The following is a 14830-nucleotide window of genomic DNA, read 5'->3' as shown; positions in this document are numbered from 1 at the left end:
AGCGGAACGGCGAGATGGTCCATTAACTGACTTTGTCTACTTCAATTACGAAGCTGGACTAAGGCCGCATGCCTAGCGTTTGCCGCTTGGTTTGGCAGCCTTCCTCACCGAACCTCTCTTTGCTGCGATGTTTCCCTTCGAAGTATTTGAGGCCTTGGGCTTGCTGCTTGACTTCCTATTTCTGCTGATGCCGGCGTTGGGATCAAGAAAATTCGCCGCGCCGCGAAGTCGACCTGCAGCTCGTTCAATTTCCTCTATGGCCGAACTGACGGATTGAGGCGAAACCTGATAATCACCGTCGCGGGCCTCCAGCCCATACATGTATTTGTGGCGGCCAGTTCGAGGTTTGCCATCAATGAACACGTCGGCGCTGCGTAACAAGTAGCCAATGTGGGGAAGCTGCTTCGAGAATATGTCGTCCAACTCATCAGCGTTGGGAATTTTGAACACGCCTTGTAGGGTGTCGTTTGTGAAATTGATAAGTGTTGCAACTTGGTGCGACGATTCACGCGGCACCATGCCGTTCGCTAGTTGATCCTTGGTGGTCTCAAGAAGCTCTGCAATTTCTCGAAGGTTCTTCCCCAGACGCCCTTTATGCTTCGCGTCGATTTTGAAACCCGCCCCAACAAGCTCTTTTATAAGTCCAATGAATGTCTTGACGACTTTTGGATCGATCATTTGCGCAAACTCCGCCAAGTAACAAAGTAAAGTTGGTACGGCGCCAACGCGATTGTCGGCTCAGGGAATACACTCACCTTACATCACAGAGAAATTCCAGCAATTGGCTCGCATCGTCCATTTACGTCGATTTTGGCATGTCCGCATGTCCGGTAAGGGGGCAATCTCGGAAATGCCGATTGTCCGGCTTCCGCTGATTGAAGGCATCGGTTTGGACGTGATTCAAGCGTCCAAACCGGGGCCTCGAGTCATGCTGCATGAACTCTCGGACTTTGAATGGACCTCTAAGCCTAACCCTTGTTTAGAAACTCGCGTATCCGAGTGCGACTTGTTAGAAGGAAGCCAAGAACGCTGATGATTGCACCAAATGTGAAAGTGATTGTTGTATTCTTCCATAGCCAGTGAAGAAGGCTCGGCGTGAGAGTCGATTGGGTACCACGAACGTCTACGGCGTTGCCATTAAATGCCACATTCAGCGTCGTGGCCTTGGCGCTCAGTTCAAAAGCGCCATTTCCCCTAATTACCGAAAGTGCCTGTCCGCCGAAGGGGGACGTTTTTTCGTCGCCGAAGCCCAAAAATGCGACCGTCGCTGACTGGAGAAGGTTGCTGCGGCCATTCAGTATGCCATTGACGGGCACCCGCTTGTCGAACGCGATTAGGCCCATTTGACCGCTATATTGAATGACGGACAGACGTTCACCGGCTTTTGGCCGTCTCGTCAACAGCACTTCAAGTGCGGGTCCGCTCTGAAAATGAACATTCCTCTTTGCCGTGAGCGCTCCAGCTTGGAGAGGCTTGCCATCGCCATCGAGCAATCGAACAGCTGTGCCATTGAGCGATAAGTCTATGCCGGACCCCGGACCGTGCAGGGACAACCGCATTAGATCGGAACCGAAAAGCTCCACGGAAAGTTCGTCATCCTTCGCGACGTGGATCTCGGCGATAGCTGCGTCTGCCTCAATCTTAAGTCGCTCGTTCTTTACGTTTAGCGGTAACGTGGCCCCGCCTCGGGCGTCCGTGACCGCTGCGGCTCCAGATATTTCGGTGATGTCGTATCCGACGAATGCTAGTCCTTCTCCCTTCAGCCTAACGTCTTTCTCGAATGCGAGACGAACACCTCGGGACGACGCTTCCATTGAAATCAGTCCGGCGGTGGGGTGAATGCTGAGCAATAGCGCAACCAACGCACATGCTATCCCGATAAGAAGAAACCATCCCCCTGGTCCTAGCTTGCCATCGCTCGCATCCGGCGCCTCGCCACTCAACGCAACTGTGAACTGGCTGAGGTGTATGAGTCTGTTGGCAGCTTCTTCAATTGCGTTGGCATCGTTGGCTCGACGGGCAGCGTCGAGTTCGGAGAGTGCCAATTGCTTCTGGCTTCGGGCCCAGTCCTTAGCGGCCTCCAGACCCATGCCGCGCCCCCTTATTTTCGAAAGGACAGGTAGGTACTACCTTCGACGAACTTCCCGTCAAGATTCTTGGTGCTGAAGGTAACCTCGATACAAAACATTCGGGGAATAGCAGCAGGTAGCGTCAATTCTATGGGCGTTGAAGGCGACGAGGATGCCAGGCTCAGAAGCTCGCGATCAACGGTGCACTTATTGGATAGGTCGGAGCGGCCGACGCTGACAGATACATTTCGGGCCGGCGCTGTAAGCATCATCCGAAGCGCGAGGTCGGACTGTTCGGAGGGACCAGCTGACTGTGGCTGGCGCAGAGCTATGGGGAAAAAGATCGTCTGTCCAGGTTGTGCCGGATCTTGGATCCGACCGACCAGGTCCAGGCTAGTCAGAGAGACACCAAGTGGTTTGGCAACATCGTCGAGCGGCCAAGCAACGGCCTTCGCCTTATCGAGCGCCGCGTCGAGACGATAGAAGTGTTGTGCTGTCCTCTCCAAAATGGTTGCAATGGCGCTCGCGCCTTTGGGTATATCGGCGGTGCGAGTTATCGTCACGGTCTTGACCAAAGTGAGGTCTACCCTTGGTAGGACTTCGAGACGCAATATCGCGACACCGACCGAGCCAGCTTGATCTTCCCGAATAGTCCCCTCGCATCGCTCCTCAGAGCGCCGTCCGTACGAACTCGCGCCATGTGCCGGCGATTGGTTGTCCATCGTAAGCACGGCACCACAGTCCATGGCGGCTTGTGACCGCTGAATGGACGAAAAGCTAATAACCGCGACCGGCAAGATGGTCATTAAGCGTGAGCCACTGATACAGGTGGTCATAGATTCTCGCAATTCCGTCGCTGAATGCGGAAGTCGCGTGCTTCGCTGAACTGGGTTTCTTTTAGCTTACTGCAGTAGTCCGTAGCCAGTTCTATCACCACGCGTCTGGCCTGCTGTTGTTGGACGTCTGTCAGCTTATAAAAGATAAGGTCACTGAAGATACGCTCCTTGCCGTTGCGGTACCCGAGCGGGCTACCTCCTCGCTTGGCTAGCAGCCGTGCAATTTGGAAGTTGCCGCCAAAAATCGCTGCTTCAAAAGGCGTTGGTCCATACAACCCGCCCTGATAGTCGCGAAGGTCCACGGGCACACCCATCGCTAGCAATCGCTCGACCTGTTCTGAATTTCCCACAAAAGCCGCGGCATGAAGCGGACTTCCCGTCACGTTATCGCCCACTAACCCTTTGCCAGCGCCGGTGTTCAGGAGTTTTTCAACCATGCTTGACTGCCCTTTGAGGATAGCAGAAACAAGCAGTTGGTCCTCGTCGCCTAGGCCGGCTGGCCTTAACTCGAACAAGGCTGCTGCGACGTCCTCTCTTCCAGCCTTGATCGCTGCATTCACTGGCGTAAGCCCGCCGCAGTTTCCCGTTACGAGCTCGCGGGAGTTTGCCGCTAGGATCATCCTGATCGAAGTCTCATCTCCCTTGCTGAGCGCGGTATTAAAAGGGCACGCGGTACCCATGCCTGCGTCCAGCATGATCTTCAGGGCATCGTAGCGCTGCGCTGCCATTGCCGCGCCAATAGCGGGGCCATAGTGAGCACGCGCGCCGGACTTGATCAAAGTCACGGCCATGTCGATCTGGTTCGCCCAACCGGCAACGGCAAGCGGTGGGTACGGGCTATTCTCATCGTTGAACTTATATGATCGATCGAGATTGATGCGCTTGGCCACGACCGCCTTAAATTTCTCTCGGTCGCCGCCATTGATGGCCCGTCCCAACCGCTCGCCGAACTTGAGTTCCTCGGCGTCAGTATAAATGTTCCACGGCACCCCGGCTTTTTCTGCAATTCTCCGAATCTCATCAAGCCTAAGCGCAAGCGCAAGCGATTCATCGCGCTCTCCCAGAATGTTCAATCCAACGACGTGTCCTTGCTCGTTGAAGACGACCGCGCCAGAGGTCCCGACTTGCGTCGCAAGCCTTTCAACCAGGATTCCACATGCTTTGGTTGTATAAGCGGTGTCGCAGACATCAACGACGACACCTAGCTGTTGGGGGATGATCGGCCGCTGTAAATAGCCCAGAAATGTCACAGCCGTACCGTTCGCTAGTTCGGCGGCGTCCGCCATTAACGTGTGCTTCGTTGTCCAGGTTTGAGGCTTAGGTACCGATAGGAAGGCGATGTCCTCGGAGCCACTGGTACCCGCCGCAGGCAAGGCGATCGGGTCTGCCCGGCCAAAGCTGAAAGGCTTCCCGTCGCTCGAATACCCCCCCAATTGGACGACTTCGGCAACCGGTGGAGTAAATACCCGGCAGTGGATTACGTGATCCGGCACCGCCAAGAAAAGCTTGTCGTCGTTTTCGCCAACGATAAACGCAAAGCCCTCCTTCGCGTTGCAACCCTTGAAGCTGGCGTTCACTCGAAGAAAACTGGCTAGCAGGGAGACTGCCGATGCCCTGAATGTGTCAGACGGGCGCTCCTGTGAGGCAGCACCACCTACCGAGGCTGACCAACTGATTGCGAGGACCAGTGCAACAATAACTGCCTCGCGCAACAATTCGCTCAACAGCACAGCCCTTCCCCAAGTCAAATTGGGACATTATTGTTTGTGCGAACTAGGCACTTAAGTCTATGAAATATAGCCGGATTTTTCTAGTTTCTTGCCCTCACTTAGCTGCCACGCGGTTGCGTGATGTTGGAGCGAAGCAAAGGTAGCATGTCTTGCCAGCATCAACCTTATTGCATTTTGGCCCGCCCGTCACGATCCGAAAGCGTGGACCTTTGCCCTCGGAGGATAGGCTAACGATTAGAGTGGTTGGTTCAACTAGTTCGCCGCTCGTTGGTCGTTTGATGGTCGGCGGATGGATCGGCCATTAACGGAACGGAGCCGGAATTTATCTTCAGGCCGTAGCTCAAACAGTGGTTGCTTGTCCGGCAAGATCGAAAAATGCTCTATTTTTCAATGGGAATTTCCTGATACTCTCTCTGCCTCGAACAAAGGTCTTCTGACGGACGTCGGGTGAGCTCGATAGTCATCAGTTCGGGTTGCACCAGCAATCCAATCCCCACGAACTCCATTCTTCTATCGACGCAGCGGCAGTACCGAATCGAAGTTGCCGCGGTTTCCTTCGATCTTCCTCTCTCGCTTGGCGATCTTCTCAACGGCGTCTGCGAGATAATCGGGGTGATGATGGCCGTAGGTGTTGAGCAGAACGTCAAGCGACATGCCTAGGTAGCCCGCTGCCTGCCACGGATCGGCGCCACGCTGCATCAACCAAGTCGCTGCTGTATGCCGAAGCGTATGGGGCGAAATACCCACGCCAAGGCCGGCCAGTCGCACGGCGGTTTTGAAGGCCGTCTTCACTGAGATGACGGGTTTTCCATTGAATTCCACGAAGTGTTTCGCGTGATGATCGATCCGGTGCCAACGCCTGAGATGCGCAAGCAGGCGCGGCGGGATCGGCACTGGCGGTTGCCGCTTGTTGGTCTTTGCGTCGCCCTGGCGGCGCCGATAGTATATACCGCGCTCCAGGTCGACAAACGCGCGGCCGACTGCCGGAATCGGCGAAGCGGCGGCGATAGCGCCGGCTCGCGACCCGCTGTAAACACCAATCAAAATGAACCGTGCCAGGTGCCGTAAGGGCCGCTTTCCGGTCGCGACTTTCTGGCCTTTCAGTGGCCCCCGCGACATCTTCTGCAGCTCGCGGTATCTCCAGCACGTCCAGATCAGCTTTGCGGCATCGGATCTCGTGAGCCACTTATCGCGGGGCTCGCCCTTTGCTGGCAACGTGATCTTGACGATCCCTCGATGATAACCTTCCGCCGCATGATGATTGATAGCTGCGCGTAGGTCTTCAAGATCGCGCCTTGAGCCGCCCTTGTTGCCGCGCTCCTTAGCGTATTGACGGCACTGCTCACCGTCGACCCCGGCTAGCATTTTTGCGCCCCACCAATCGTTCAGGCGCCCAATCCGCCTTGAACTTGCGGATGCCGGGAATCGTCTCTTCATCATCTTCAGCGACCTTGAAGCGATCGCGGAGCTTGGCGAGCTCTGCATCGAGGTAGATCGAGAGCACATCCCCGATCGGGATTGATTCAATGTCTTGGGCCTTGCGCTTGGGGGCGTATTTCGAGGCAATATAATCCTTTAACGCTTGCTCGGCGGCCGTAATTTCATCTGACGCGCAGCCTGTGCTGATATCCAGGCCGTTGTCTCGGATGATCCACGTTGCCCGGTGGGTAATCTTGCCGGCTTTGTCTCGTCGAGCGGCCTTGAGATGGAGCCTGGCACCCTTGCTTCGACGCGGCATAATTCCCTCATTCTCTCTATATAAAAGAGTGTTGTGTAGTCCTTGCCCGCAATGCGCTCGATGATGAGTCGTCCGCGGGCGCTCTCTCTGCGCAGTCCGGAAGCGGTCATCGAACCATCGGGGAATGCCACGGCCGCTGCTACAGCAAGACGGAGTGGATCGTGCAGACCAACGCCCTTCGGGCGCTTTGTTATCTCGATCATGTTAGCCGAATCGCGATCTGCGAGGGACTAACGGTGATCGAGCTTTATGCGGGCGGCATCGACGCGATTCTATTCGTCGGAGGAGTGCGCTTGCCGAGAAGCAAGGGGCAGATGTGGGGATTCGAAATGTGTGGCAACGCTGAGTAACGGCAACGTTCTGCTCAACGCTGCTGCTATTGCGAATCCTTCCGTTGGTGCTATCCGCCTCGAGATCGCCAGTGCCCATTGGCACATACAATCAACGCGCGGGCGATAGCTCAATTGCGACGAGCTGCTGTTTGAGCCGATATGGGCCGGCGCGGAGAAGGCTTGGTGGCGGCCGCGCCAACGTCGTCCTAGGTGCGGGTATCGATCACTTTCGTGATATGCCTCATTTAACTTTCAGTCCAACTGGTCTGTGGTTGCTTCGCTCGCTTGCTCGGTGAACGCACGCAATTTGGACGAAGCGTAATCATAGGCTTCGGGTTGCCGAGCTCCTTGCCAAGGGCTTTCCGGTCGCCGCCGGAGAGCGGCGTCGGGTGATGCTTCGGAGCCATCCGGGGCCGACGCAGGGGGGATCGGTCAAACCGGCCCGAAGGCCGGCCAGCAACCGTCCTCCTCGTGGCGGCCGGTTCGGTTCTGGCATGTGTTGTCCAGCAAACGGTGCCCGACCTCCTTCCAGCTCGCCTGTTGCCCGTAGAGACGGGCGGCATCCGCTTTCTGGATCTCAACAATGCGCTCGCACCTGCGGCAGGAAACCCGCAGGACATGCTGCGGCATCTCACAGAGGCGCTGGCCGGGGCTCGAACGTCCCGAAACCGCGGCCTGGTCATCGGCATCATCGAGGAGGGCATGCCAGTACTCGTCCGGCATGTCGTCCTTGGGACCGAGCGAACGCTCCCTCGCGGCTTTCTTTCCCATTGAGGCGGCTAGCTTTTCCATTTGCTTCGGGGTGGGCATTCGCCAACTCGCAGGCCGATCGTTCATCCCGGAATTAGAACATAAAGAGAACAAAAGTCGAGTCCGACGAAGGGAGGCTGGCCGAATTATTTGCCCCTGACATTGTCGGAACCAGCCGCTTTCGATCGTCTTGAGTCCGAGCCGTCCAACATGGAGTTCTGCGTACACGGCCCCCGTGCCAATTGGAAAGGCTTCCTGCGTCTGTCCCTCGTGACTTGTCCGGTGGCGCTGTACCCAGCGACTTCTGAGTCCGAGAAGATCTCCTTCAATCAGCTCAACCGCCAGACAGGCCACCGCATCAAGTACATCAAGGTGGACCAGGACACGGGCGACGAGGTGCCTAACGAGGACATCGTCAAGGGCTATGAACTGGAGAAGGGCCAGTTCATTGAAGTGACGAAGGAGGAGCTCGAAGAGATCGCGTTGGAATCGACCCGCACGATCGAAATCGATGAGTTCGTCGACAAGTCAGAAATCGACCCGCGCTACCTGATCCGACCCTACTACCTTCGTCCGGACGGCAAGGTCGGCCACGACGCCTTCGCGGTGATCCGCGAGACCATCCGTGAAATGAACAAGGTCGCCATCGGCCGCGTCGTGCTGACCAATCGCGAGCACATCATTGCACTGGAGCCGATTGACAAAGGGCTCGTGGGAACGTTGCTGCGTTACCCCTACGAGGTCCGCAGCGAGCAGGAGTACTTTGACGAAATCCAGGATGTCAAAGTTACCAAAGATATGCTCGACCTCGCCAGGCACATTGTGAACCAGAAGGCAGGCACGTTCGATCCCGAAAAGTTCGAGGATCACTACGAAAGCGCACTGGTCGAATTGATCAACCAGAAGCGGGCCGGAAAGTTGATCCGCCCTAAAGAGCGGCCAAAGGGTGAGAACGTCGTTGATCTGATGGAGGCGCTACGGCAGAGCGTCGGGAGAGAGAAGGCGACGGAGCCTGCAAATGCTCCGAAGAAGTCGGCCAAGAAGCCGCGCAAGGCCGCAAGCGGTCAGAAGGAGATGTTGATGCCTATCGCCGGCAAGAAGCAGGCAAAGGAGGCAGGTGCAAAAAAGCAGCCGGCAAGGTCGCAGCGTCGGTCTGCCTGGCTCGGCCCTAACGTTTGTTGAGTTTCCGAACGACCTCGGCGGGGTCAAAGCCAATGGCTCGCCCCAACTCGATCAGCTCAACGACGTCTATTCGACGTTGCCCAGATTCAAGGTGGGTTACCCAGGATTGGTAGACCCCTAGTTTGTTGGCGAGATCAACCTGACGGAGTCCCGCGCCCTTTCTTAGCTCGACCAACATGGCGGCAAGCTTCTTTTGAATGGGCGAGGTAACCGTCTTGGGCATCTGGCCTCCGGAAGGGGGCCAGACACATAGAACGACTTTTCAGATACCGATAAATTAGGTATTAGCGGAGGGAAGCTTACGTTGACGGAGTTAAGTTATTGGCTCTTGCTGCTCGACAAGCAGTTGAACCCTTTGCCGAACGCGTATGTCTCGGAAATGCGGGAACGGCGGATGATCTTTATCGGTTTGGATACAGAATCAGTGAGACCGGGGCCATTGTCGCGGCGATCGAAATTCCCGCTGAGCTCTTAGAAGAAGCAATTTCATCCAACATGGCGTTGTCGTGCAGGCTTACCCCGGACGGCGATCTGATTCCTGAGTTCTCGTTTGAACGCGGTAGGACTTCTTCGAATGGAGCTCTCATATTGCCGATTGATCAACTCATCCGCGCGACTTTAACCCCGCAAAATCTTCACATGGACGAAGCAACGATCGTGAGCTTGACGACCATGCTTCAAAGACTGGAAGCATCGGTCAACGTCGTAAGAGATGCTCTGGCTCGTTGTACTGATAGAGCGAAAGATCAAAGTTTCGAAAATTGAGTTTCGAAGCACGGCTGAAAAAGAACTGGCCAGGACAGCGTAGTCTCGCGGCTGCTGACGCGCTTTCGTCGGAACGATTGGCCGTACGTACTGGCGCTAGTCAAAGAACGCGCCCCGCTGGACTTGCGGCGATACGTCAACCAGTGGGTGCAAGGGTCATCTCTTGATCGACGCTACGTTCTTGAAGCCGAGCGCCGGCTCCTGTCGTTTCGTATGGCCCATGGCGGCGAACGGACATCCTCGAACAAGCGAAGCAGGTCCTTGTGACCATCGCTTCGGCTATCTGGGTCAGCGCGCGGTCTTGTCGCTCCTCTTCGATCGATAGGCCTCGGCGGCCTCTTCCTTCGACTTTAATGGCTTGGCGTCACGATCGGCGCCACGCCGGTACCACGTATTGAACGATTCTTCATAGACCCGCCCGTGCGCCTGATCGACCGCCGTCGTTTCGAGCGATGCGATCAGTCCTGCGGCCTCGAGTTCGAATCTGGTCTTGTGGTCTTGCTCGGGATTGCTCCTAAGAATGTCGACCCATGACCTGATTTGCGCATTTGCGAAGGATGCGTCCGGGTCATGCGCGAACTCGTTTCGAATCTTTCGGATCGTGTGAAGTGCTGTGCATTCGTCTTCGTTGATCAGATGCAACGCGCGGCAGAGATTGATCTTGCCCGAGAACGTGCCGAGCGGTGGCGAGCTGCCCGCGAAGAGCTCTGTTCGCGCCTTTCCTGGTGCAAGATACGCACAAAGCACAAGTTCCAGCGCGCGGTCCAGCTCAGCTCCGACCAGAACCGCCATGCCACGTTCACTCTCGACGCCGAGCGTCCGTATCAGCTCGTAGTTGCGCTTCCATTCCGGGTCACTATTGATCAGTTCTTGATAGGCATTGGACATGCTCGTCGCCAGGATTGGGTTAGAGGGAGTCCCTGCGCAGGGCGCGATGCTGCAGAATGCCTCACACGCGTCTCAAGGTTTGGGCTCCGGCCGTTTCGCACGCATGTTCTGCGTCAAATATTCGAGTGCGATATTGCCGTCCCAGCCCCGTCGACCGAGGCCTTCAGGCGTCACTTCCGGGACCGGCCACATCACACCTGTAAAGAAATTCTCGATCCCGGCCGCGCCAAGGCGATCGCGGTAGGCGAGGTGCTCGGCATCTGTCTTATCGAACCGCGCGAATGCCGAACACGCGCCCGCCAGAACGTCGCAAATTTGCAACTGCTTCTCCTGCGCGGAATCGCCAAAGCGCGTTTGCGTGACGTTCATCGGAAACCGCGCCACCGTGCCGGGGTTCTCGAACTTGGCCGGCGGCATAGTTTCCGCCGAATAGGCGTCCCATATCCATTTTTGCTTGGACATGTTGGAGGATTGGTCGTGCACGACGCTCCACGGACCACTGTGCCGTTCGGTCCACATATGACCGAGCTGCACGAGGCCGGTCAGCGCGATATCGAGCGCGCGCTCGGGCATACGGCGTACGTGATCGTAGCCGAGGAGCATGAACGACACGGACAGATACCTTAAAAGCTCTTCTCGGGTGGGATCGCCTGTTGCGTGCCGGCGCGCCTTCTCGATCAGGAGCTGGCACTCCGTATATCGTTCCAGGGTTCGCGTACGGAGCATGCGCTGGAAATGTTCAAGGACCTTTCGCCTGAAACCTTTCGACCAGTAGGATTCCAGACAGAAATACAGCATGTTCGCCATACCATGATTTGCGCCGTCCTTATACAAGTTCAAGCCTGCCTCGTAAGCAAGGGGCTCCATCCACCAATCGACGATCAACGTCATCATGGCGAATTCCTTGTGGGCGATCCACGCCCCGGCGCGCAGAGGATCCTGCGCAAGTATCCCGATGAACTCGACGATCCTGTCTTGGTGACGGCCGCCGCGCGCGAGCCGGCTATATTTGAGTTCGGTGCTGCCCAGACCGCCAAAGGTCGAAGCGATGAGTCGATCCGCCTCGTCTTCGCTGAGGTCGTTGGTCGCCTGCAAGAAGATCGGCTGGTCTGCCGCCAGGAGGTCCTCGCCGGTAAAGCCTGTCTCGTCGACGTAATAGGTTCTCATAACCGATCGCTTGCAGTGCCATCTTTCTATCACGGGCCGTGCGGAGGATTTGCCTTGACCGCAAGAGTTTGCGACGGCGCCGCCGCTTAGCTCGGCTTAGGTCCCTCTTATAGGTCGCCATCATCACCGCATCGATCCCAGCCTCCGATTTGTTGCGCTCGGCGAAGTTCTCGTGGTCGTACGTGTAGCTACGGACCGAGATGATCTCAGGGCCCCTGACGGCCCGCGATGTCCAATGCAGCACAGCCGCATCGTCGCCATACCCCGCTTCATGAACCATCGTGGAAATGCATGAAAAATCAAGCCTCACGCCCGCGACTTGTATGGCATCGATATAGAGCGCCTCCATGTTTTCCGGAAGCGCAACCTTGGGCCAGCTTGCCCTGAACCGAAGCGGCTGGATGCTGTTCACGCCCGAGCCTCAGATTATCGCCGGGATTTTAACTGTGTTTATTAGGGGCGCGTGCGAAGAGCCGGCGCGAAGACGGGGCAGTATGTCCGCCTAATGGTTTATTTCAGACGTCGGGCGCTTTGGCGTCCAGCAGCTTCAATGGCCTCGCGCGTGTACTGAGGGCCTTTCTTGCGCGTGTATTGGCGCGCAGCAGGGCAGTGACCGTCAGCTTGCCGTTGATGTCCAGGAGTTGAGCTCGTCCCGCCCGTCTTGCCCTGCCGGATCTACCGTATTGCTCAACACCTGCGGCCACCGCCACGACAGCACGTCGAGCTCCTTTGCTTCCGCCGGCGTCTGATAAAGGCAGCCCTTCACTAAAGGAGTGTCGGCCGGCCCTGCTCGCGGCGCGGGCGCGCATGCTCCGCTGGTAGGCTGCACGTTAGTGACCGCTCGAACCTGTCGCGGCCGGAAGGCCGCGCCGCGGAAATCGCAGCGCTTGAACTGGAGCAACATGCTGCGCTGCAGGCCGTGGCCGGCAAGGCTGGCGTCGCTTTCATGCAGCGATTGCGCGATCGGGCCGAAATGACATCAGACTCCAAGGCGCGGTGGTCATTCCATCCGAATCTCGCCCTAATTCGATCGTAATCAAACGATCGCCGTTGTAGGTCGGGCTGAGCTCAAGCGTGAGATAGTCGAAAAGCTGTCGATCGTGCACCGCGATAATGATCTGGCGCCCATGCTGCTTGAGGGTACGCAGCAAGGCCGCAAATTGGGCAATATGCACGTCATCCATGCTTTGAACTGGGTCATCCAGAACCAACCAAGGCAAGGCTGGAGAGACCGAGAGATGAAGTCCGAGAAAAAGCGTCAGCGCAGCCGTATTGAGGTTGCCGGCACTCAACATAGCTCGCGGATTTCCACCTTTTCCGCCCGATCGATAATGTGTCTCAAGGACAGCTTCGACGGCTCGACCAGGAATGGACGGCAACGCGAAAGCCGGAACGAACGCCTCGTCCGGCGCAAGCCGAATAAAGAGGTCGCGCCACACAGCATTGAGCTCCTTGTTAAATACGCGCCGCGCCTCGTCTGCTCGTACCGCTTGCGCTTGGGCCAAGAGCCCCTTTGCTACGGCAATTCGGCGCTCCGACTCCTGCCGTAGCGCTGTCGTGCGCCGTTCGTCCTCGAACGCTGTCGCCAGGTCGATTGTGGCGTTATCGAGCTCGCGCTGATTTACTTCCAACTTGTCAAGCAGCCGCAGAGCTCGGTCACCCTGATCGCCCGACTTCGCTTCTTGTGCTGAACGATATTGAACCTGCGTGAGTATCTCATCGACAATCTCTTCTAATGGAACATCTGCAGGAAACGGCTGAAGTGACAACCGTTGCCCATAGGAGACGAGCTCCGCCCTCAACCCCGAGATCGAGGAGATCCGGCTTCTTAAAACGGAAAGTCGCTCCGCCGCCTGCTTTGCTTCCTCCCAGAGGCGCCCGCCGTTGCTTGCAGCATCTGCAAGACTATCGAGCGCATTCATCCACTCCGTCAGATCCGCCAATTCAAGTAAGATCGCATCGCGCCTATCATTGGGCAGGCGGCGAGCGAACAGATCCGCTTCTTGCCGCTGTGTCGCTACGACAGCCGCTGCGGTCGTTGCGCGGTCCCTCACCAACGCCTCGACGCGCCCTGCCACCGCCACCAACCGAGCAACTTCCTCGGATACATGAGAAGCTAGTTGTTCTTCGGAGATTTCAGCAAAATTACGAGAGCAGACGGGACATATCTCGTTCTCAATATGAGAGGAAATCGTCGCGAGCGCTTCCGCGAGCGCACGATTTGCACCTCCAGCATCTGCAAGCTGCTCATCGATGAGCTTCAGGCGCCCTTGCCCCTGTTGCACCGACACCTGCGCGCCCGACAACGAGCGAATGATCTCATCGTCGTTAGTCAAAGCCGTTTGAGCGCGACTTAGAGCAGAGCTGACAATTGCCAACGCTTTGGCGTGCGCCGTTGCTGGGCTGACGTCCACAGACACAACATCGGTGAACTTCTTCTGTATGCTTCGCAGCAGCACCTCGAGTTGTTGACCAGCGACGCTGCGCCAACGCGCAAATGCGTCTCGCGTAGCACTGCTCACCTGCTCTGCCGCAATCCGCTCTCCCTCCTCTTCCGACGTGCTGGCCTCAAGTAGCTGAGCCTTCGCCGCCGCAAGGTCTCGTCGAATTCGCGCCAAATCGGCGAGCTTCGTCTCACGCTCCTCGATATCGCTCTTGACGACGGCTCGTAACGCTTCGATGTCAATTGGACCGTCAGCAACAAACTGAGGCCCAAGCAATTCACGGAGATCATTCTCGGTCTTGATCATCTCGTCGCGGCAAGCTTGTTCGATCTCTGTCGCCTCGTCGACGCCCCGCTCCAGCATTGGAGCATCGGCTCGAGCCGCCCAAAAATGCGGCGCGCTTTCCCTGAAACGCCGCACGTCACCAGCGGCATGCAACCCGTCAATGAGGGAATCCAACGCGTCCAATCCGAGCATTTCCTTGACAAACCGAGTGAGAGGCGATGCCGTGTCTCGGTTGTCTTGGTGTTCGTAGATCTCCAACAGGCGCCCTAGAGTGACCTGCGCGAGATAGCATCTTTCAAGGTAGAATCGCGATTGGTCTCCATCCAAAAGCGCGGATCCGACGATCGCTTGTCCGTTGATCTCCAGAGACGCCTCTGTCTTTGATCCAACGCCTTCAGCCTGGATCGATACGCGTCCCAATCCATTCTTGGCCAGCTTGTGCGGCAAGTATGCCATGTAGTCGCGATCGAGGCGTGCGAGCGATGGCACACTGCCGGTTAATGCCAGTTCGATTGACGAAAGCAGGCTCGTCTTGCCGGTACCGTTCGGCCCATGAATAAGCACTGCCGGCGCATCAAGCGAGACCCCGGCTGGCCCGCGGATGCTGCGAAAATCCTCGACCTTTAGAAATTTCAAGCGCGGCG

The 14830-nt window shown here is 57.0% G+C and carries 14 protein-coding genes; 3 read left to right on the top strand and 11 right to left on the bottom strand.

Annotated elements, in window-relative coordinates:
• Window positions 1-72 precede the first annotated feature (72 nt).
• From IQ16_RS35810 to IQ16_RS46820, 6 genes are all read right to left on the bottom strand, one after another.
• Window positions 73-678, bottom strand: a complete 606-nt coding sequence (locus tag IQ16_RS35810) for a hypothetical protein (protein WP_011084396.1) — start codon at window positions 676-678, stop codon at window positions 73-75.
• A 290-nt stretch (window positions 679-968) separates the two neighbouring features.
• A complete protein-coding gene (locus IQ16_RS35805) occupies window positions 969-2090 on the bottom strand; it encodes a hypothetical protein (RefSeq protein ID WP_028175393.1) in 1122 nt (373 codons plus the stop codon).
• Window positions 2091-2101: 11 nt separating this feature from the next.
• Complete coding sequence (locus IQ16_RS35800; RefSeq protein WP_014498104.1) at window positions 2102-2905, bottom strand: hypothetical protein; 804 nt, start codon at window positions 2903-2905, stop codon at window positions 2102-2104.
• The gene (locus IQ16_RS35795; RefSeq protein ID WP_028175394.1) at window positions 2902-4635 is read right to left on the bottom strand and encodes an ankyrin repeat domain-containing protein; all 1734 of its coding nucleotides are present in this window, start codon (window positions 4633-4635) and stop codon (window positions 2902-2904) included. Before IQ16_RS35795 ends, IQ16_RS35800 begins: the two co-directional genes overlap by 4 nt.
• A 510-nt stretch (window positions 4636-5145) precedes the next feature.
• Window positions 5146-6000 (bottom strand): site-specific integrase, encoded by an 855-nt coding sequence (locus IQ16_RS35790; protein ID WP_011084400.1) that lies wholly within the window; start codon window positions 5998-6000, stop codon window positions 5146-5148.
• Window positions 5978-6373, bottom strand: coding sequence for a hypothetical protein (locus IQ16_RS46820; protein WP_011084401.1), 396 nt, complete (start codon window positions 6371-6373; stop codon window positions 5978-5980). The genes IQ16_RS35790 and IQ16_RS46820 overlap by 23 nt, the downstream gene beginning before the upstream one ends.
• 161 nt (window positions 6374-6534) lie before the next feature.
• On the opposite strand from IQ16_RS46820, the gene IQ16_RS46015 reads away from it, so the two are divergent.
• On the top strand, window positions 6535-6723 hold the full coding sequence (locus IQ16_RS46015) for a hypothetical protein (RefSeq protein ID WP_028170338.1): 189 nt from the start codon (window positions 6535-6537) through the stop codon (window positions 6721-6723).
• A 414-nt stretch (window positions 6724-7137) separates the two neighbouring features.
• On the opposite strand, the gene IQ16_RS35780 is transcribed toward IQ16_RS46015, so the two are convergent.
• A complete protein-coding gene (locus tag IQ16_RS35780; protein WP_161170732.1) occupies window positions 7138-7542 on the bottom strand; it encodes a hypothetical protein in 405 nt (134 codons plus the stop codon).
• A gap of 123 nt (window positions 7543-7665) precedes the next feature.
• On the opposite strand from IQ16_RS35780, the gene ku reads away from it, so the two are divergent.
• The gene (ku, locus tag IQ16_RS35775; protein ID WP_028175395.1) at window positions 7666-8637 is read left to right on the top strand and encodes a non-homologous end joining protein Ku; all 972 of its coding nucleotides are present in this window, start codon (window positions 7666-7668) and stop codon (window positions 8635-8637) included.
• Here ku and IQ16_RS35770 read toward each other — a convergent pair.
• Entirely contained in the window at window positions 8624-8860 is a 237-nt protein-coding gene (locus IQ16_RS35770; RefSeq protein ID WP_011084405.1) for a helix-turn-helix domain-containing protein, read from the bottom strand. The two genes, ku and IQ16_RS35770, sit on opposite strands and share 14 nt — an antisense overlap.
• 98 nt (window positions 8861-8958) lie before the next feature.
• Between IQ16_RS35770 and IQ16_RS46010 the strand changes: the two genes are divergently transcribed.
• Window positions 8959-9402 (top strand): hypothetical protein, encoded by a 444-nt coding sequence (locus tag IQ16_RS46010; protein ID WP_014498101.1) that lies wholly within the window; start codon window positions 8959-8961, stop codon window positions 9400-9402.
• A gap of 288 nt (window positions 9403-9690) precedes the next feature.
• On the opposite strand, the gene IQ16_RS35760 is transcribed toward IQ16_RS46010, so the two are convergent.
• From IQ16_RS35760 to IQ16_RS35750, 3 genes are all read right to left on the bottom strand, one after another.
• Window positions 9691-10290, bottom strand: a complete 600-nt coding sequence (locus IQ16_RS35760) for a hypothetical protein (RefSeq protein ID WP_011084407.1) — start codon at window positions 10288-10290, stop codon at window positions 9691-9693.
• Between the two features lie 72 nt (window positions 10291-10362).
• Window positions 10363-11457 (bottom strand): DUF3800 domain-containing protein, encoded by a 1095-nt coding sequence (locus tag IQ16_RS35755; RefSeq protein WP_014498100.1) that lies wholly within the window; start codon window positions 11455-11457, stop codon window positions 10363-10365.
• Window positions 11458-12401: 944 nt separating this feature from the next.
• Window positions 12402-14822 carry an AAA family ATPase gene (locus IQ16_RS35750; protein WP_202557266.1) on the bottom strand — a complete coding sequence of 807 codons (2421 nt, stop codon included), beginning with the start codon at window positions 14820-14822 and terminating at the stop codon, window positions 12402-12404.
• Window positions 14823-14830: the final 8 nt, after the last annotated feature.

The sequence above is a fragment of the Bradyrhizobium huanghuaihaiense genome, from assembly GCF_007830635.1.
Classification (GTDB): domain Bacteria; phylum Pseudomonadota; class Alphaproteobacteria; order Rhizobiales; family Xanthobacteraceae; genus Bradyrhizobium; species Bradyrhizobium huanghuaihaiense.
Note: the sequence above shows the minus strand (reverse complement) of the source record. Positions and strands in the feature narration are given on the sequence as shown.